Origin of the sequence: Halonatronum saccharophilum DSM 13868, from assembly GCF_000517025.1 — a bacterium.
GTDB classification, from domain to species: domain Bacteria; phylum Bacillota; class Halanaerobiia; order Halobacteroidales; family Halobacteroidaceae; genus Halonatronum; species Halonatronum saccharophilum.
On the sequence record NZ_KI912094.1, the window covers coordinates 232046 to 251984 of the forward strand.

The following is a 19939-nucleotide window of genomic DNA, read 5'->3' on the forward strand; positions in this document are numbered from 1 at the left end:
CTTATACCCCAGAAAAACCATTAGAAGATCAAATGATAACATTTTTCGAAATTTGACCCAAAAAATAAAATCATACCTTTTAATTAAAAGGTATGATTTCTTATATGAGTTATTTTCTTATTATTTGTTATAAATAAAAACTTCTAAATACCTTAAGGAATTTAGCGCAGATTCACCATTAGCTCCATATAATCTAGGTAACTACATAAAAATTATATTTCATCGCTTCTGAACTTATTATCTTATATTTCTTATGATTGAGTTTATTTTACTATATGAATTACCATTAATCAAATTGAATGCAACTTCCATCGAGATGATTTAGGATGATATTTTGCATATATATAACTTTTACTTATTTTTACTAAGTTATACTTAAAATTATATCTAATGGGAGAGCAAGTGGATCGCAAGAAAAATTTTCATTTAACCTGCGATCTTTTCTTATTTTTTATATTCATTCACAGAGATGATCAACCCTTTTTTTGTACTCAGCTTTCTTGCCAGGAGCAAATCGATCTAAAGTTGACAAATAACCTGTTACCCTTCTTACTCTTCTAATTTCACTATGTCCACAGACAGGACATTCATCATCCTCAATTATCCCTGAATGATTACATAATAAACACTCATCAATAGGAAAGTTAATACCAGCATAACCCATATCAGCTTCACTCATAGCTCTATGAATACTCTCAAGAGCTTCTATATTATCTTCAATTGCACTTGGCAATTCAATATACGATATATGTCCAGCATTTGTTAGACTATGATATGGACCTTCTATCTTAATCTTCTCTTCAAAAGAAATATCGTGATAAACTGGAACATGGAATGAATTAGTATAGAAATCTTTATCAGTAATTCCCTCTATACTACCAAACTTGTCCTTGTCGATAGCAATAAATCTACCTGATAACCCTTCGGCAGGAGTTGCATAACAGGTAAAATTAAGGTCATATTCTTCACTTAATCTATCTAATCTATCTTTTAAATGCTTAATTATCTTAAGCCCTAACTCTTGTGCCTCTTCACTCTCACCATGATGCTCACCTATTAGTGCTTTTAAACACTCGGCAAGACCAATAAAACCTATACTTAAGGTTCCATGCTTCATAGCTTCTTCAATACTATCATTTAAATCTAAACCTTCAGAATTGACATAGATCCCTTGGCCCATTACAAAAGGAAGATCTTTAACCTTTAACTTTTTACATACTTCATAACGATGCATTAACTGTTTTTCACAAAGATCAATAACCTTATCAAATTTATCAAAAAATTCAATTATACTATTAGACACTATTCCTAATCTTGGTAGATTAATAGAAATCGGTGCTACATTTCCTCTTGCTTCAGGAGTATCTTCACCATGGCGATCTGCCATTACCCTACTTCTACATCCCATATAAGAGGCTTTATCTCCATGAACTTCATTAAAACTACTATCCATAAAAGAGAAGGTTGGATTCATTCTCCTTCCGGCTACCTTCAGGGCCAACCTATAAAGGTCATAATTTGGATCCTCTGGGTTAAAGTTAACACCCTTCTTCACCCTAAAGATTAAATTAGGAAAGATTGGAGTCTCTCCATTACCTAAACCTTCACCAAAGGCCTTTAATAACTGCTCATTAATAAGACGCCCTTCAGCACTAGTATCAGTTCCAAAGTTAATAGAACTAAAAGGAACCTGCGCCCCTGCTCTAGAGTGCATAGTATTCAAATTATAAACTAAAGCTTCCATAGATTGATAAACCTCATCTACAATAGAATCTAAATGCTTTTCTTCAAATTCACTAAGCCCTTCTTTCTCTTTCTTATCTAAAAGTTCCTTATACTCAGTTGGCACATAATTCTTCATCGACTTATCAAACCAAGGAAAGGCTTGTCCTCCATACATATCATTTTGACAGCTCTGTAATATTATACAAGATAACATAACTGCACTAGAAATTCTCTTTGGAGGTCTAATATATCCATAACCTGTATTAAACCCCTCTTTTAAAAGTTTTTCTAAAGGAATCTGCATACAGTTGATTGTCTTTCCATAATAATCTAAATCATGTATATGTACATCACCTTTACGATAAGCTTCTACAATATCATCTGGTATTAAATTAGATAAATAGTACTCCTTACTTGCTGCCATTCCTACCTGTAGCATCTTTGCTGAAGGAGAATTTCCTACATTGGCATTATCACGTAAAGTCTCTCTTTCTACTGTTGCTACCTGATTCATCAAATCACTCTTGGCATGTCGATAATGTGATCTCTTTTCTCTGTATATGATATAAGCTTTAGCAGTCTTAGCATGACCGGTCTCAATCAAAGCTTTTTCTACTGAATCTTGCACCTCTTCTACTGTAGGTATATCATTTCCTACCATGTCTATTAAATAACTAATAGCAATTTCCCCTACTTCTTTAGCAATATTACGATTATGACCACCTACCTCTTTAGCAGCAGAAAATATAGCATCTATAATCTTCTCTAAATCAAAAGGAACTAACCTTCCATCACGCTTTTTCACCTTAGTAAACCCATTTTTATTCAACATAGCTTCCATCGATTCTGACATAAACTCCACCCCTTATTATAATTTAAATCACTTATTTAATAACCTATCCAGCTCTTTTCTAAAATTATCAATATCTTTAAATTGACGATAAACTGATGCAAATCGTATATAAGCCACTTCATCAATATTACTCAAAAAATCCATCACTAACTCACCAATTACTGTGCTCTCAACCTCGTCTTCCATAGTATTTCTTATTCTTTGCTCAACAGAATTAACTATTCCCTCAATCTGCTCACGAGATACAGGCCTCTTCTCACAAGATCTCAATAGACCTTCTAACACCTTATTTCTATCAAATCGCTCCCTGCTTCCATCCCTTTTAACTACCATAATCGGTAGTTGATCTATTCTTTCATAAGTAGTAAAGCGCTTATTACAGCTTAAACACTCTCTTCTTCGTCTGATTGTTGTGTTCTCTTCAGTAGATCTAGAGTCTATTACCTTACTCTCAACGTCGGTACAGTATGGACACTTCAAAGACTTACCTCCCTCCTGAAAATCTTCCCCAAAAGGAAAAATGCACAATATATTGTGCACTTTTAAATAATACCACACTATATATAATATGTCCAACACTGTAAAAAATAAATATAGCTTGTTTTTAGTAATTAACTTCAATTAGAATTGATTATCTTATCAATACAAGAAATTTTATTTTCCTAAATTTAAAAACAATAAAAATGATATTCAAAGATCTAGATGGAGTCAACCATCTTCTTAGATAAAAGTTAATTATGATAACGGATCTTGATCTTTTACTACAATAAGCTTAACTTTACTTCCACCATCTTCATTAATAGCCTCTTCCATATTTTTAAGTTTGTCCAACTCATTCATATCTAAGTTAGCTAGCCTACCATTAAATTTTTCTTTTAAAGACACCTCTACTCCTCCTTTATATTTAAACTATATATACTATTTTTTGTAGTTAAGCTTTTTATATTCATTAATTTTAGTAACAAGTTGTGGAAAATGAGTAATGGATAAATTGAAAAATTCAAATCTCTAACCCTTTACTTATAACTATTAATACTAATCATTAACTAAAGCATCCCCCAATCCAGCTACTCTTACCAAAATCACATCATCACCGATTCTGTGTATATCATTCCACTTAATATAAATCTCCTCATTGGCCCCAAAGAATTTAAACCCTTTTCCTTCCTTTGGTACTGAAATACCCTTAACTTTACCTTCTACTAAATCAATATCTATATCTACTATCATCCCTAATTTCTGTCCGTTATTAATATTTACTACCTCTTTTAACTTTAATTCAGAAGTTTTAATCATAATATCTCCCCTCCACTATCTCTCATTATTTTCTATTCTTATTATATGTTTCAAACATAAGTTTGTTACATCTAATTTATAAAAATAAAAAGCCATCAACTTAATTTGCTGACGGCTCTTTACTATTAGGGGAAAACAACCTATTAATACCTGGAAAAGAACTTTCTAAAATATTAGCTAATCTAAGTTTAGATTTAACCCAATTAGGATTTTCTCGTACTAACTCTACTGCTTTAAACCTAAATTCTACTTCCATTCCATTTACTAACCTATCTTCTTTAGAAATATCCTTTTTTTCCTTATCAGATATTTCTTCAGTAGAATCTATAAAACATAAAGGTGGGAAAAGTACACACCACCAATTATTTCCTAAGCCTTCTCCTATAACAACCTTTAGCGCCTTATAGTTTCCAGAATTTAATTCTGTATTGCCATAACTTCTTTTAGGAAAATAGAACTCTCCTATCTCTACCTCTACATTATAACCGTTGTTATACTCTTTCAACTTACTCTCTACTACCTCTTTTATTGTAAATAGATTACTTTCTAAAAACAATTTAGCTTCTAAAGGGTTCTCCAATGAAGCAAAGAGAGTTGAAGTTTTATTAACTATATCTTCTTTAACCTCTCTTTTGATTCTTTGATCCTTAAAAGAGTTACTATTAGCAATTATATGTAACCTCAATAGATCATCAGTGCTATACTCTTTATGTAACCCTTCTATCTTAACTCCACTTTTCATCCCAAAGATAAATAAAGAGCTTATAATCAAAACTATTAAGATTATAAAGGGAACCCTTTTCATATTAATCCTCCTCAATCTTCTCTAACATACTTCTTTAGATTATCCAAAGCTGCTTTTTCTAACCTAGATACCTGAGCTTGGGATATACCTATACTTCCTGCTACTTCCATTTGAGTCTTTCCTTCATAAAACCTTAAGATTAAAATCAATTTCTCTCTTCTGTCTAATTTTCTTAAGGCTTCTCTAACTGCAATACCTTCTAACCAATTACCATCCTCCTTTTTACTGTCACTTACTTGATCCATAACATAGATAGGGTCTCCACCATCATGATATATTGGTTCAAAGAGCGAAATAGGATCTTGAATTGCATCTAAGGCATATACTATATCCTCTCTTGGAATACCTAACTCCTCTGCTACTTCAGATAAATTAGGCTCCTTAGTTCCTTTACTCTCTAAATTCTCTTTCATCTGTAATGCTTTATAAGCTGTATCGCGTAATGAACGACTGACTCTTATAGGATTATTATCCCTAAGATGACGTTTTATCTCTCCAATTATCATAGGTACTGCATAAGTAGAGAATTTAACATTTTTACTTAGATCAAAGTTATCAATTGCCTTCATTAACCCAATACAACCTACTTGAAAAAGATCGTCAATTGATTCTCCACGGTTATTGAACCTTTGTAATACACTTAAGACTAAACGTAAATTGCCTCCTACTATCTCATTTCTTGATGGTTCATGCCCACCTTGCATCTTTTTAAATAGCTTTCTCATCTCTTTATTGGATAGAACGGGTAATTCAGAAGTATTTACTCCACAAATTTCTACTTTCTTTCCCATTTACCACCCTCCTACTTATTACCAAATTAAAACTTCCACTAACAGTATTCTCAGTAATAATAATATATATACATCCATTTTTTGTTATAAGTTTCTTTCTTTACTATCTGTAACAATTTAACACGGGCCAACATACCTTATATCAAATTAAATAAAAGAAAGGAGGTATAAAAGGTGCCAACACCATTAGAAATTGCCAACGAATTGTTAAAAAATGAAGAAGCTAACCAATCCTTATACCGACAACTTCTAGAAGCAGTAACAGCTCCTAAATATGTTAGAGCTGTTGAAAGCTTGCGCACACTACAAACCAGACAGCTTTCTATTCTAAATAATCTTATTGATGATCTAGCTGATGAAGAAATACCACCACCAGAGGAACGCTTCTATGCCCAACATGTATTACAACCTGGAGAAACCCTTCAGATGCTAGCTACAATGTATAATACAACTGTAGCTAGAATTAGACAGTTAAATCCTAGATTACCTGCAACACCACAGGCAGGTCAAGTAATTAATTTACCAATTGAGATACCCAGACCACCTGCTGGAAGCCTTAGATATCATGTGCAACGTAGTGATACTTTATTCCACATTGCACAAAAATATGGAACAGATGTGGCTACACTTGTTCGTTTAAATAACATAGCTGATCCTGATGTAATATTCCCAGGTAGGATATTAATTATTCCTAGACCACGATAATTTATATAGAAATAAAGTGTCACTTTCGTGCCACTAGTAATGGGTGAAGAGTAATGAGTAAAATCAAAATCTCAAAACCTCTTATAAGTCTTAGATAACAAAGGGTTTTCTGTTTTCTTAAGATTTTACCCATTACTCATTACTGATTACTCATCACCAGTAATAAAGCTCCGCTTTATTACTAATAATTATCACTATACAAAAACAAAGAGGATTGAGATCATTAATGATCTCAATCCTCTTTTATCATATTTATAATCATATCTCTAAATAAATCACTTCCACCTAAATGCTCTTTCAACTTAAAATCAACCTTTGGATATTTTACTTCTGCCTTCTTTATTAGCCTTGGTATATCCCCCTTTACATGCTTTCCTGAAAATACAAAGAGAGGAATGATTAAAATTCTACCTACCTCAACCTCTTCTACCAAGTAACTTAAACCAGTCCAAAAATTAGGTTGTCCAAATTCTAAAGTAGTTCCTATTACTAACTTATTACTCTGCTCTTGTATAGCTTTTGCTAAACTTTTAAGCTCTTTTTGTCCTATCGTAGACTTACTACCATGGCTTAATAAAATAATACCTTCTTTCAATTCAAAACCTCCTTAAAATATACTCTTTCTTAATAACTTATTATTGAAAAAGCATTAGAACTCCTTCACAATATCTTTTGAATATTAAATTTTATCTAAAGATTGTAAATTATTTTTAGTATGTAGCAGGAATTAAGTAGTCTATACGAGAATAAATTAACCTAAAGAAGTACTTTATATTATCTTTTTCAACAAAAAACGTGATCTTTCATATAAAGGTGGTGATTTAATGATTAATTTTAGTACTAGATTAGAAAAGGAAAGACAAAAAAAGAATTTAACTCAACGGGGATTGGCCCTAGAATTAGGTTGGAGTGTTTCAGAAGTTGCTTTTTTAGAATTAGGCGATAAAAAACCCGATTTAGAAACTCTTAATACTTTAGCCGATTACTTTAATGTATCCGTTGATTATTTGATTGGAAGATGCGATAAACCTAAAAATGCTAACCAAAAAATTAAAGAAGTTCTAGCAAAAGATCCCGCATTACATGGGTTTTGGGAAGAGATATCTAAAAGAGAGGATTTACAACTACTATTTAAACAGACTAGAGATTTAAGCCCAAAATCCATCTATAGAGTTATAGAAATTATTAAAACAATAGAAGAAGAAGAAAGGGAACAATATGGAGGATAATAGAGAAAAGATCGATAAACTTAAAAAACCTCTTGGACAAGATATAGAGTCTTTTACCCAATGGGCCAACGACTCTAATATTTTTTCAAAGATAACCCGCTTAAACCCAGAATTATGGGGTTTTGTTTATCGATCTAGCAATCATAACTACTATATAATAATTAATAAGGACCTAAGCCACGAAATACAACAAAAGGTCTTTATCCATGAAGTAAAACATATAATTTCCGATATGCCCACCAAACCTTACCTTATAGGTTTAGATATGCAACATTCAGGTTTTGAAAAAAAAGCCGATCTCTTTGCCCAAAATCATCTAAATAAACTTAAATAATTAATATAATAGCAGGAGTATAAAATTAGAGAATTCTAATCCTAAACCTCTAATTCCAAACTCCTGCTATTTCTCTTTAAGACTGTTATTTTAATTTAGTATATTACTACAACACCTCTTTGCTCAAGCTCACTAATCACCTCTAAAGATTCTAAGCCTTTAGAAATATCTATATTATTACCCTCTATATTAACCCACTCTAAAGCCTCTAATTCTACTAGTTTGCTAATTTTAGTTAAATTATTATCCTTAAGATTAAGCCTCTTTAGACTATTTAATTCTTTCAAAGAAGTAATCTCATCAACTTGATTATTTTCTAAATTCAAACCTTCCAAAGCCTTCAAATTACTTAAAAAAACTAAATCATTTATCTGATTATCCTCTAAATTAAGAACTTTTAAACTATCTAGACCAGCTAAAAAATCTACTCGCTCTAATTTATTTCCCTTTAAGTTAAGACGATTTAAACTTGGAAGCTTAAGTGAATAACCAGAGTCTACTACTTGATTATTTGCAAGGTTTAGACCTTCTAAATCATTAAGATCAGCTAAGATCTCTATATTACTTACTTTATTTCCTCTAAGATCTAACCACCTTAGCTCTTCAATATTTGCTAGAGCAGATAAGTCACTTACTCTATTATTCCTTAAATTAAGTCCATATAAATAATTAAGATTACTTAAACTATTTATATCATCTATCTGATTATTACTCAAATTCACTACCTTTAAGTTGTTAAAATATTTTATATCTTCAAGATCTGCAAGTTCTTTGGCCCTAAAATCAACCCTCTCTAACTCTGATATATCTCCCAAATAAATATCCTCATCATCTCTTTCTAAAGCCTTCCTGACTGCTTTTTCAAAATTAGCATCCTTAAATTCTAATTTTAAATTTGTAAAATAAACTCTTACAATCTTATCCTTATCTATAACTACTTCCTTCTTAGGGTTATCACTATATCTCTGCTCTTTAGACCAAAAGACAAAACCTTCTGCACCGTCTGCTTCTAACTTAACTACTTCACCTTCTTTGTATCTATGACCTGCTCCTGCTAAGTTAATACTGCCCTCACCTTTAACCTCAACAGTTAAAGTATATTCACTTAACCCACCCTTATTATCAACTTGTAATGACTCTTTACTATTATTAAATACAAAAATAAATACTATAAAGATTAAAACTACTAAAGAGGTAATTAATATTTTATTCCTTTTTGTCTCCCGCCTCTCCGCTCTCTTTCTCCTGTCGTTCTCCTCATTATCTAGTTCCATCTTATCTCCTCCTATAAGTTTATATATTTTAATGATTATTTTATTTAAGACAATTAACTAAACAGAACTCCTTCCTCTATTGTACATTTATTAATTATTATAATTTTTCTCCCCCTTAATCCTTCAGAGTAACTTAAACCATTTAATATCTTGTCTTGATTAATAAATTTATACAAAAAAGAAAATAATCCTGCCTAAAATTAAATTTAAGCAGAATTTCATTAAAATATAATCACTACTTATTTTTTCTAAAGTTTCACTTTGCTAATTCATAAATTTTTATTATATCTTCTTTATCTAACTTCATAAAACTACCTAACCCATCACCATAAATTTCTATACACTTTGTTGCCATCTCTTCAAATCGATTATCTTCAACTCCTAATTCTTCTAAAGTTACAGGCATTCCAATAGATTTAAAGAAGCTTTTTAACCTCCGTATACCTTCTATGACCGTTCTCTCTGGGTCATTAAAATCATACTCTACCCCAAAGACACGAGTAGCAAATTGAGCAAAGCGATTAATATCTTGCTTATAAACATACTGCATCCAAGCTGGAAAGATAACTGCTAATCCAGCACCATGAGCAACATCATAGATAGCACTTAATTCATGCTCTATATTATGAGATGCCCAATCACCTATCCTCCCAGTTCCTAAGAGACCATTATGAGCAATTGTACCTGCCCACATAATCTCAGCCCTTGCATCATAATCTTCTGAGTTTTCCAATACAATTGGTACGTTTTTAATCATAGTCTTTAAAGTCGCTTCACATAAACGATCGGTCAAATCTACATTAGACACTTTAGTAAAATAACGTTCCATAACATGTGCTATAATATCTACAGCTCCAGCCGCTGTCTGGTAAGGAGGTAAAGTAAAAGTTGTTTCTGGGTTCAAAATAGCAAATTTAGGTCTTAATTCGTCTGTTCCAAAGGATTGTTTATACCATCCTTCCTCTTTAGTCACTACTGTCCCAGCACTTGTTTCACTACCAGCAGCAGGTATTGTCAAGACCACACCTATATTTAGAACCTCTTTAGGTCTTGCTTTTCCGTCAAAGAAGTCCCAAACATCACCATCATAAGAAACACCAGCAGCTATAGCTTTTGCTGAATCGATTACACTTCCACCACCTACAGCTAGGATAAAGTTTATATCCTTCTTTCTACATATATCTATACCTTCCTTGACTAAGCTTAACCTTGGATTAGGCTTAACTCCACCTAATTCTATAAATTCAACTCCACTTTCTTTTAAAGAATCAACCACCTTATCATAAACACCATATTTTTTAATACTCCCACCACCATAATGGAGTAATATCTTATTACTAAAAGCTTTAGTCTTCTTTCCTAACTTTCTTTCACTTCCTCTACCAAAAATAATCTCTGTTTTATTTGAAAAGTTAAAATTTTTCATTAAATACTCCCCCTTTTTTGATCAATATTATATTGGTTAAAAAAATAGAGTTTCCTAAATTAGAGAAAATATAAACATAACCAACAAAACAAATACCTCCATTAGCTCATTAACCCCCCGTATATATCTCCTGTCATCCCTTCATACTTCTTTTCTAGCATAAGGTAAAGCGCACCTATATAATTAATCATAAGCAATATTAAACCTAATAGAGTCCCAACCAAAGGATAGTAAACCATAGAAGCTGCAATGGATCTATCATCATATTTCAACCCTTTATTGATTGAAACTCTAGTTATAAATTGCAGAGCAATTAAAAAAAGATTTCATCAATATTCAATTCCTCTACGACTCTTAATCCCCTCTTGATAAGGATGCTTTATAGCCTTCATCTCAGTAACTAGGTTGGCTGTTTCTAATATCTCATTGGGAATCCCTCTACCTGTTAAAATCAATTCTGTCTTATCCCCTTTCAATTCAATTAAATCTATTATCTCTTCAACAGTTAATAGCTCATAGCGCAATGCATTATTAATCTCATCTAGGATAACAATATCCGCATTACCTTCTTTTAATACTTTCTTAGTATATTCATAACCCCAATCTACAAATCTCTTGTGCTCTTCTTTTTTTTCACTACCTCTTATAAAGCACTCCCCACATCCAGTGCAACCGATCAACCCTTGACGAATCAATCCTGCATATGAGCATCCCTTGCCAAATTGCTTTATTTTAAAATTAGATAACTTCTCTACAGCAAATAACTCACCTGTATAAGAGCTTCCTTTCATATATTGAACAACTTCTACCTTCATATTATGTCCAACTGCTCTTAAAGCAAGACCTAAAGCAGCCGTAGTCTTACCCTTACCATCTCCTGTATAGACCTGCACAAGTCCCTTACTTAATTTATTCTCAAAATTCATCTAGCATTCACTCCTTTTAGTTTCAATTTGCGACTAATACAGTAAAATAATATAGTAATTAAGTGGCACTTTATTACTAGGGATCTTATAAACGAAAATATCTCCACCTCTAAATCGAGATGGAGATTTTAGATATAGTTAGCCCTATACCTCCTTGCCATCGAAGATGTAATTATATATAATTAGGCAGGTCTCCTGACTTCTAGCTATAGGATTTCACCTTCCCTGGAGGTTAATAATCATTAACTACTCCAAGTGGTCTTACTAAATCCTTTCAGTAATTAACTATTAAATTTTATTTATAATCCACTTCAACTTTCAAAATTCCCTTTATTTCTTTAATGAATCCTATCGCTTAGATAATCACACTAAATATTAGGCTTATTAGCAAATGGTTTAATTAAAACCTTATTCCAATATTGGCTATATAACCTGAATTCCCAAAAAATGAAACTTCAAAAGCATAATTATTATACTCTATACCTAAAGTTGGCAAAATTGCTGGAAAGGTACCTAACCTATTTATAACAGCACGATGTTCTCCATCTTCATCATCATATCCTGTAATAATACCATAAGTTAACTTTCCATATAAATTTAATCGAGAAAACTCCTTAATATCATATAAACTTCCAGTATAAAAATACCAAGTTGGTTGATAGTACGAATTTTCAAAATGGGCCAACCCATAAAGATCGGATCTAGATCTATGATATTCTAATCCTATTAGCCCTTGATCGTTATTACGATCAGGATTTCTATTCCAGTGATGAGTCCTAACACTTGTTTGTAAAACGAGAAAACTTTCACCTTCCTTTTTAACCTCTTGAGCTCTTATAGATTGAGACAGTAAAATTATCATAATCAATACGATAACTAAACTCTTCCTAGATTTTCTTATCATCTTTTAAACCTTCCCCTTTAATCAATTAAATAATTACCTCAAGTTATATTATTTCTATATTATTATTATAACATATTTATTTTAACTTTTGCTAACTCTTGGACAAAATAATATATTTTTTATCTCTGATTAAATCTATAATATAAATTATAAGATAATATCTATCTCATTACTTTACTTGAAAGGTTATTGGAATCAAAACCAAAGCTTCAACAGGATAACCCTCTAACTTTACAGGGGTAAACCTCCAATTCTTTAATGCATTTTCAGCAGCTAAATCTAAGCTTTCATAATTAGAAGATTCTTCAACCTCTACTTCTTTAACTTGACCATTAATACCTAAGAGTACTTTTAAAACTACCTTTCCTTCAATCCCTCTTCTTCTCATCATTTGTGGATACTTAGGTTCTTTGTAATCCAAAACCCTAGGATAATCAACCTTTCCTTCTCCACCTCTAGAAGTTAAATCAATTCTATCATTATTTAAAGAATCGTCTTCACCATTTTGTTCATACTTTATTTTATCTAATTTTTGATAATCATTACTGGCTAACTTCTCTTTATTCTCGACAAGAGATTCTAGTTCATCTAACTTCTCTTCCATAACATCTGCCTTACTACTCTCTTGATCTATTTCTATATTATTATCTAACTTATCTACTTTTTGATAGTCGCTTTGGGCCAACTCCTCTTTACTTTCATCAACCTCATCTTTAATAGCCCCTTTATCATCTATGTTTTCTTCCATAACATTACTTTCTTGTTCTTGTAGGTCTTCTATCTCTTTAAATATCTTTTTTTCATTATCAATACTCTCTACTATCTCATCATTAACCTCTTGTGTCTCTATATCAGAAGAAGTCTTTGACTCTTTATAATCACTTATATCTTTCTTTTCTATAATATTACCTTCTAAACTTTTTTCTGTAGCTTCCTTCTCTTGTGGAAAAACTTCTATTTCACTCTCTTCTCTAATATCATTTACAAAAGGCAAAGGGAGATCTACCTGCCTTGTCTCTACTTTATAATAGATTATCTCCTTCTTAAAGTGATTATTTCCTTTTATTAACCTTTGTTCATCACCCAAATTTATTAGTAATATAAAAACCAGCAGGTGCAAGCAGATAGATAGAAGAAAACTTAGCTTTAATTGAGCTCTCATCTTCATATCCCCCTTTATCATTTTATCTAAAACCTTTTAATTAATTCTACTTTATAATTTCTCTCTGGCATTGGATAACCTGCTTGAACTTCATACTCACGATCAAAGAGGTTATTGACTCCAAAGAAAATTTCAGCATTACTAGTTAACTCTCTTAAAATCTTAAAATCTGCTAGATAATAACTTGGCAAATCCTTTCTCCCAACTACCAACCTATTGCTTAAATTAACTATTGTTCCTTTATTATTGTAAGACAAACCTAGATTAGCCCGATGATAAGGTCTGTTAGCTAACCTTTCTTTATCTCCATCCCTTGCATCTAAATAAGTATAATTAAAGTTTGAATATAAAGAACCACTTAAATCTTTATCAAAAGATAATTCTATACCTTTAATTTTAGCGGAATCAATATTATCAGGAGTCCACCTCCATGGATTTTCATCAGTTGGATTAGGAACCCAGGCTATCATATCGTCCATATGGCTATAGAAAACTCCAAAGTCTAATTTTGTTTTATCCCCTATATACCGAAGACCACTCTCATAAGATTTAGAAATCTCTGAATTCAAATCTGGATTTCCCGAATCAGGCCAATATAAATCATCAAAAGTAGGTGCTCTATAAGCTTTTCCTACTGAAGAATACCAGCTAAGATTGGAGTTTAAATTATATAAAAACCCTACTCGTGGACTTAAATTAGAACCATACTCTTCATGTCGGTCATAACGAGTTCCCAAATTAAAGATAAAGTCATCAGTCAAACTCCATTTGTTTTGAATAAAAGCTGCTTGATTTGTTAATTGATAAATTTCATTATAAGCTGTACTATCAACTTTCTGCTCTTCAAGGTCCAACCCATAAACAATTGTATGATCTTGAAGATAAAATCTATGATTAAAGTTAACTCCCTTTCTTCTTCTTTTATGATTATCATCTGTTGACCAAGTAGGATCTTTATAATCTCTTTCATCTGATCTCCAATGTAAAGTTAATTTAAAATCACTATTATCAGTTCTTCTTTTACCTTGGAAGTTTAGATTCAAGAGTTCATCATTCTGCCTAGCCTTTGGACTAGCCGATTGAATAGAACCAGGAACTCCCTTATCAGCCTTATCATATTGAATAGATAACCTTGTATCTATAGAATCACTTAACGGATAATCAAAACGGACAAATAAGTTTTTTTGATCTAAATCACTATTTTCACGATGACCATCAGAACTCTTCTTATTCAAATTTAAACTATAACCCAAATCTCCCTGCTGATTGTAATGACTTAGATTATAACTTTGAGTATCAAAGGAAGCAAAACCTGCTTTAATGGTTGTTTGACTATCTAAAGTACCCCTTTTAGTAATTATATTAACTACACCACCCAAAGCGTTGGCCCCATAAATAGCTGAGGCTGGCCCTTTAAGCACTTCAATCCTTTCAATCTGCTCTATAGGTATAAGACTTAAATCAATCCCTCCACCTTGAACTTCATTAATCGGCTGCCCATCAATTAAGACTAATACTTGCTCTGAAGCAGAACCTCGTATAGATATTGTTTTCACACCAGAAGCCCCAGCATTATCATTAATATTTACCCCTGATACATCTCTTAATAAATCCCCTACATTCTCAACACTTCTCTCTCTAATCTCTTCTTCTCTAATTATTTCAATGCTAGTAAAGGTCTCTGAAAGTAATTCCTCATAACGAGAAGCGGTAACTACAACCTCCTCAAAAATAAAGAAACTTTCCTCTACCTCCTCTGCCAAGACATTTGATACTGCTAAAAGATTGAATATTAATGTAAAGATAATAGTTAACTTTTTCATTTTTCTCCTCCAATTTATTATTTTTATAATTTCCTGTTATACTAATTTTCCTTTTATCAAATTATAAAGATCCTTAATCTCAATACCGAGATTAAGGATCTTTGCATATATAGACATACTTATACCTATACAAAGTTCCCACCTCCTTGCCATCGAGGATGTAGTTATATATTAATTAGGCAGGTCTCCTGACTTCCAACTTAAAAGCAATTGATAGTTGATAAAGTATAATTTAGTAGTTCAAAGCAAAACTATTAATAAATTTTAGTTTTTGTTCTTAACTATCAATTATCAACTGGACATTGTTAACTGCTTTTACTCGGTTACAGTGGCGGGCCCGCTCAGGCTTCTCACCTGATTCCCTATTCTCCCTTAGCCATAACAAAGGGCACCTAATTAACTATTAAATTTTATTTATAATCAACCTTCAAAATTATCAACCATACAAATCTCTTCATTTCTTCGATAAACTCTACTAGTTGGATAAGCAAACTCAATATTAGTCTCATCCGAAAAAGCCTTCAAAACTTCTTCATAAATATTATTTTCTATCATCCTTCTCTGTCTTACAGAAGTTAAGTATCTTAATGTAATCTGAACACCACTTTCTTTAATGTCAATATAGGTAATTGGTGTTAATTTACCATATTTAATCATATAAGACTTGCTCATCTTATCTATCTTTTTTTTAGCTGCTGATTGTACTTCTTCTTTACTCCTTTGGTAACCAATATCTAAAATTATCTCCCTGGCCTTCTCCCAGTCACTCTCATAGGTAACCTTAAATCTGAGTTCATTCCAGATTGAACCAAAGCCCTTAGTATAATTAAATAATGGGTCAGAAAATATAGAACTATTAGGGATAGTGACCATCCTTCCTGTACTTTGATCCCCTTCTACCCAGTTTCCCACTTCAAGTAAAGTAGTATAAAAGACTCTTATATCTATTACATCACCACGAATCTCATCCCATTCTATCCTGTCTCCTAAATCAAAGGGACGTCTTAGAATTAATAGAAGCCATCCTGCAATATTCAGCAAGACCTGATGAAGGGCCAACGCCAATCCAGCTGATAGAAATCCAATATAAGTAGTTATAGCCTCTGATTGATCTGCCCAGATAATAATGATAATAATTATAGTTAATAGGGTACTTAGATAATATGTATACCTTCTAGCTTGATGGCGGTGCTTATAATCTTCAATCTTTTTATTAATCAGCCTAATTATCCAGATAGCAATTAAGTACGTTAATAAAACAACACCAACTGATATTAAAATTTTCTGTACAAAAGGATCGTTAAAATCAAAATAATTCAATAAATATCCCCCTTTCAACCTTAGCCTTCAGGCGTCTGCTATCATCCATCAGCAAAAAATCAAAAATATCTTATGCGATCCCAATTTCAAAGGTGCCTTCGATGTTTTAAAGACCAAAAACATCTTATGCGATCCCAATTTCAAAGGTGCCTCTATCCTTGATCTTTGCCCTTGCCCTTGACCTTGATCTTAAAACTATCAATTATCAATTGTCAACTATCAACTGCTCTTACCTCTTACCCATAAACTATATAAAAATTATCATCTTTAAGTTCTACTCCGACTTTACAACCATAAACATCTTTTATATTATCAGAAGTGATAACCTTTTTGGGTTCTCCAATACTCTTTACATTTCCCTTATCTAATAGGAGTACCCTGTCACAAAAATTACTAGCTAGATTCAAATCATGAAGTATAATTATTATAGTTCTTCCTTCAGATTTAAGCTTCTTTAATAGAGAGAAGATCTCTAATTGATAATTAATATCTAAAGCAGAAGTCGGTTCATCTAATAACAATAGATTTGGACCTTGGGCCAACACTCTAGCTAAGAGAACTCTCTGTCTCTCCCCACCACTTATATCATTAATACTCTTATCCTTTAAAGATAATGTATTGGTAGTTTCTAAACTTTGAAGAACAATATCCATATCCTCTTCTCTCATCCCCCGCCATCTACTGACATAGGGATGCCTACCCATCTCTACAACCTCTTCTACACTCAAATTAAAGCTAACCTCTGTCCTTTGGGGCAGAACTCCTACTCTTTTAGCCAAATCCTTTTGTTTATAAAAGTTTAAATCCTTAGCTAAGAGGCTGATCTTCCCCTTATAACCCTTCATTCCTCTAGCCAATAGCTTTAATAAAGTAGACTTACCCGACCCATTTGGCCCGATAATCCCAAAAATCTCGCCCTTAGAAACCTTAAAATTAACCCCTCTTAATATCTTCTCCTCACCATAAGAAAAAGTCAAATCTTCAACCTCTACTATATTCATAATTCTCAATCCTCAATTCTTAATTTTTAATTCTTAATTCCTCTTTCTCAGTAGATACAAGAAGAAAGGGCCCCCACAAAGGGCAGTTATAATCCCAACAGGGATCTCAGTTGGTGCAAGAATAGTTCTAGCTAAAGTATCAGTCAAGATCAGAAAAGAAGCACCACCTAAGGCTGCAGCAGGCAGAAGTATCTTATGGTTGGCCCCAACTATCAATCTCATAATATGAGGAACCATCAAACCAATAAACCCAACTACACCACTTACAGCAACAGCAGTTCCTGTAAGCAAAGATCCTAAAATTAAAATTATCACCTTAACCCTTTCAACATTGACACCTAAATAAAGGGCATTCTCTTCTCCTAATAATATTATGTTCAACTTATCGGCATATAAATATAATATAAAGAAAGCAATCAAAATAGGAAGCCAAATCATTCTTACTTCTGTCCAACTCCCCCTTGTTAAACTTCCCATCAACCAATAGAATACCTTCTGAAGACTATTTGTATCAACAATCATAAGAAGAGACACTAAAGCAGAAAGAAAGAAACTAATAGCCACCCCCGACAATAAGAGATCAGGTATAGATACCCTCCCATTCTTCCAAGCTAATGTATAGACACCTAAGGTAGCCAAGATAGCACCTAAAAAAGCTAATAAAGGCACACTCCCTATTCCTAGAAAATAATAGTCCAAACCAAAATTAATGGCTATAACAGCTCCTAAAGAAGCTCCTGCTGATATACCAATTATATACGGATCAGCCATAACATTATTAAATAGACCTTGAAAGGCAACCCCAGAAGATGCTAGGGCCAACCCTACTAATCCAGCTAAAATTACCCTAGGTAACCTTATATCTATCAGAATCGTCTCCTCTATACTACTTAACTCCCCTTTTAATAAATCTAAGAAGGAAATCCCAGCAACACCTGAACTTAACGCAATTATTATACTAAATCCCAATACCATAAATAATATTAAAAAAACTACTTCTTCTTTTCTTCTAAACATCCTACTCCTCCAAATTTATTTGGGGATGGATAGCTTCAACAAATAACCTTAAAGCTTCTATAACCCTTGGTCCAGATCGATTAATTATATTAGGATCAAAGATATAGATTCTTCCATCCTTTATAGCACTAATTTCACTATAATTCTTCCTTGCTTTTATAGCACCTACACTTGTCCCTTTTATACTACTTTCATAAGTAGCTATATAAACTTGGGGATCCTCTATTAAAAGCATTTCCTTACTATATTGTGGCCATGGACCCTGAGCTTTTGCCCCAATATTCTCTCCCCCTGCTCTTACTATTAAGTCGTCTATATAAGTATTATCTCCAGCAGTATAAAGCGGATCTTCCCAAACCTCGTAAAACACTTTAACTCTTCCTTCAACATCTACTACTTCTTCTACTTTAGAACTTATCTCCTTAAATTCTTTCTGTAATTGTGAACTTAATTCGTTGGCCCTTTGCCTATCACCTATTGCAACTCCTATCCTTTCTATACTCCCTAAAGTTTGATCTATACTCTCTGGAGCAAAACCTAAAACATATACCCCTAAATCTTCTAAGCTATTTATAACTTCCTTAGGGGTAATTCCAGCTCCAATTACCACATCAGGTTCTTGGGCCAAAATCGACTCCAAACTATTATGGCTTACCCTCGCCTTCTCTTCAACACCTTCAGGGTAATCACAAACTTCACTGACCCCAACAATTCTATCTTCAACACCTAAAGCGTATAATATCTCTGTAATATTTGGCGCCAAAGAGACTACTCTCTCTGCTTTACTATTGATTACAACCTCTCTCCCCAAATCATCTACTATACTAATTGGAAACTCATCACTTGCCTCAACATTTAAAGCCAATACTATAACTAAAATCAAAGTAACTGTACTTACCTTAGTAATTCTTTTTAACATAATTAACACTCCCTCTTCTTAGTTTAAAATTTACAGTATTCAGTTGACAATTAAATATCTTAAACAACTTTAACAATATTTAACCGTACATTATAAACTGTAAACTTTACACTATAAAAAAGCCCCAACTACATAAGGATATAGTTAGGGCCAACGGCTCTATCTTATTTCCCGAAGATAGTAAATATGTACAGACTATTAGGCAGGTCTCCTGACTTCCAACTTAAAAACAGCTGATAGTGTCAACTACTCTTAATTAGTTACAGTGGCGGGTCCGCTCAGGATTTTCACCTGATTCCCTATTCTCCCTTGGCATTAACCAAAGGCACCTAATAGCGATATTTAATTTTTTCCCTACAGGGTACAAGGCTTTTGATTTCAAATATCTTGATCTTTAACTGTATACTGTACATTGTAAACTTTACACTG

Annotated in this window: 21 protein-coding genes and 2 riboswitches; of the genes, 3 read left to right on the plus strand and 18 right to left on the minus strand. The window is 32.6% G+C overall.

From position 1 onward, the window contains the following. Positions 1-457 precede the first annotated feature (457 nt). From nrdD to sigG, 6 genes are all read right to left on the minus strand, one after another. Positions 458-2578, minus strand: coding sequence for an anaerobic ribonucleoside-triphosphate reductase (gene nrdD / locus HALSAC_RS0104570; protein WP_211231302.1), 2121 nt, complete (start codon positions 2576-2578; stop codon positions 458-460). Positions 2579-2605: 27 nt separating this feature from the next. After that, positions 2606-3058, minus strand: a complete 453-nt coding sequence (gene nrdR / locus HALSAC_RS0104575; RefSeq protein ID WP_027339276.1) for a transcriptional regulator NrdR — start codon at positions 3056-3058, stop codon at positions 2606-2608. Between the two features lie 255 nt (positions 3059-3313). Beyond that, a complete protein-coding gene (locus HALSAC_RS17020; protein WP_156924139.1) occupies positions 3314-3463 on the minus strand; it encodes a hypothetical protein in 150 nt (49 codons plus the stop codon). Positions 3464-3613: 150 nt separating this feature from the next. Beyond that, positions 3614-3874: a YlmC/YmxH family sporulation protein gene (locus HALSAC_RS0104585; protein WP_027339277.1), complete on the minus strand. Its 261-nt coding sequence runs from the start codon at positions 3872-3874 to the stop codon at positions 3614-3616. A gap of 100 nt (positions 3875-3974) precedes the next feature. Beyond that, the gene (locus HALSAC_RS0104590) at positions 3975-4679 is read right to left on the minus strand and encodes a stage II sporulation protein R (RefSeq protein ID WP_027339278.1); all 705 of its coding nucleotides are present in this window, start codon (positions 4677-4679) and stop codon (positions 3975-3977) included. A gap of 11 nt (positions 4680-4690) precedes the next feature. Further along, positions 4691-5470: an RNA polymerase sporulation sigma factor SigG gene (sigG, locus tag HALSAC_RS0104595; protein ID WP_027339279.1), complete on the minus strand. Its 780-nt coding sequence runs from the start codon at positions 5468-5470 to the stop codon at positions 4691-4693. A gap of 174 nt (positions 5471-5644) precedes the next feature. On the opposite strand from sigG, the gene HALSAC_RS0104600 reads away from it, so the two are divergent. Next, on the plus strand, positions 5645-6175 hold the full coding sequence (locus HALSAC_RS0104600) for a LysM peptidoglycan-binding domain-containing protein (RefSeq protein WP_027339280.1): 531 nt from the start codon (positions 5645-5647) through the stop codon (positions 6173-6175). 232 nt (positions 6176-6407) lie between these two features. Here the strand turns inward: HALSAC_RS0104600 and HALSAC_RS0104605 are convergent, their stop codons facing one another. Beyond that, positions 6408-6770 (minus strand): sirohydrochlorin chelatase, encoded by a 363-nt coding sequence (locus tag HALSAC_RS0104605; RefSeq protein WP_027339281.1) that lies wholly within the window; start codon positions 6768-6770, stop codon positions 6408-6410. Positions 6771-6999: 229 nt separating this feature from the next. Here HALSAC_RS0104605 and HALSAC_RS0104610 point away from each other — a divergent pair, with 229 nt between their 5' ends. Together HALSAC_RS0104610 and HALSAC_RS0104615 are read left to right on the plus strand one after the other, a co-directional pair. Further along, on the plus strand, positions 7000-7404 hold the full coding sequence (locus tag HALSAC_RS0104610; RefSeq protein ID WP_035571293.1) for a helix-turn-helix domain-containing protein: 405 nt from the start codon (positions 7000-7002) through the stop codon (positions 7402-7404). Continuing rightward, the gene (locus tag HALSAC_RS0104615) at positions 7394-7738 is read left to right on the plus strand and encodes an ImmA/IrrE family metallo-endopeptidase (RefSeq protein ID WP_027339283.1); all 345 of its coding nucleotides are present in this window, start codon (positions 7394-7396) and stop codon (positions 7736-7738) included. The genes HALSAC_RS0104610 and HALSAC_RS0104615 overlap by 11 nt, the downstream gene beginning before the upstream one ends. A gap of 95 nt (positions 7739-7833) precedes the next feature. Here HALSAC_RS0104615 and HALSAC_RS0104620 read toward each other — a convergent pair whose 3' ends face one another. The 11 genes from HALSAC_RS0104620 to HALSAC_RS0104675 all read right to left on the minus strand — a co-directional run bounded on the left by HALSAC_RS0104620 (position 7834) and on the right by HALSAC_RS0104675 (position 19510). After that, positions 7834-9012, minus strand: a complete 1179-nt coding sequence (locus HALSAC_RS0104620; RefSeq protein WP_027339284.1) for a leucine-rich repeat domain-containing protein — start codon at positions 9010-9012, stop codon at positions 7834-7836. 256 nt (positions 9013-9268) lie between these two features. Beyond that, entirely contained in the window at positions 9269-10438 is a 1170-nt protein-coding gene (locus tag HALSAC_RS0104625; protein ID WP_027339285.1) for an iron-containing alcohol dehydrogenase, read from the minus strand. A 101-nt stretch (positions 10439-10539) separates the two neighbouring features. Further along, positions 10540-10752, minus strand: a complete 213-nt coding sequence (locus HALSAC_RS17025) for an adenosylcobinamide-GDP ribazoletransferase (protein ID WP_156924140.1) — start codon at positions 10750-10752, stop codon at positions 10540-10542. Positions 10753-10767: 15 nt separating this feature from the next. Next, a complete protein-coding gene (locus HALSAC_RS0104635; protein ID WP_027339286.1) occupies positions 10768-11364 on the minus strand; it encodes a cob(I)yrinic acid a,c-diamide adenosyltransferase in 597 nt (198 codons plus the stop codon). A gap of 400 nt (positions 11365-11764) precedes the next feature. Next, positions 11765-12268 carry a hypothetical protein gene (locus tag HALSAC_RS0104640; RefSeq protein ID WP_027339287.1) on the minus strand — a complete coding sequence of 168 codons (504 nt, stop codon included), beginning with the start codon at positions 12266-12268 and terminating at the stop codon, positions 11765-11767. Between the two features lie 169 nt (positions 12269-12437). Further along, complete coding sequence (locus HALSAC_RS16355) at positions 12438-13430, minus strand: energy transducer TonB (RefSeq protein WP_051412080.1); 993 nt, start codon at positions 13428-13430, stop codon at positions 12438-12440. Positions 13431-13456: 26 nt separating this feature from the next. Then, positions 13457-15253, minus strand: coding sequence for a TonB-dependent receptor plug domain-containing protein (locus tag HALSAC_RS0104650; RefSeq protein ID WP_027339288.1), 1797 nt, complete (start codon positions 15251-15253; stop codon positions 13457-13459). A gap of 161 nt (positions 15254-15414) precedes the next feature. Further along, positions 15415-15664, minus strand: a riboswitch (cobalamin riboswitch). A 9-nt stretch (positions 15665-15673) separates the two neighbouring features. After that, positions 15674-16573 carry a mechanosensitive ion channel family protein gene (locus HALSAC_RS0104660; RefSeq protein ID WP_027339289.1) on the minus strand — a complete coding sequence of 300 codons (900 nt, stop codon included), beginning with the start codon at positions 16571-16573 and terminating at the stop codon, positions 15674-15676. A 236-nt stretch (positions 16574-16809) separates the two neighbouring features. Then, positions 16810-17574: a heme ABC transporter ATP-binding protein gene (locus HALSAC_RS15080; RefSeq protein ID WP_051412082.1), complete on the minus strand. Its 765-nt coding sequence runs from the start codon at positions 17572-17574 to the stop codon at positions 16810-16812. A 33-nt stretch (positions 17575-17607) separates the two neighbouring features. Continuing rightward, a complete protein-coding gene (locus HALSAC_RS0104670) occupies positions 17608-18591 on the minus strand; it encodes a FecCD family ABC transporter permease (protein WP_027339290.1) in 984 nt (327 codons plus the stop codon). 1 nt (position 18592) lies between these two features. Further along, a complete protein-coding gene (locus HALSAC_RS0104675) occupies positions 18593-19510 on the minus strand; it encodes an ABC transporter substrate-binding protein (RefSeq protein ID WP_027339291.1) in 918 nt (305 codons plus the stop codon). Between the two features lie 184 nt (positions 19511-19694). Continuing rightward, a riboswitch (cobalamin riboswitch) is annotated at positions 19695-19858 on the minus strand. Between the last annotated feature and the right edge of the window lie 81 nt (positions 19859-19939).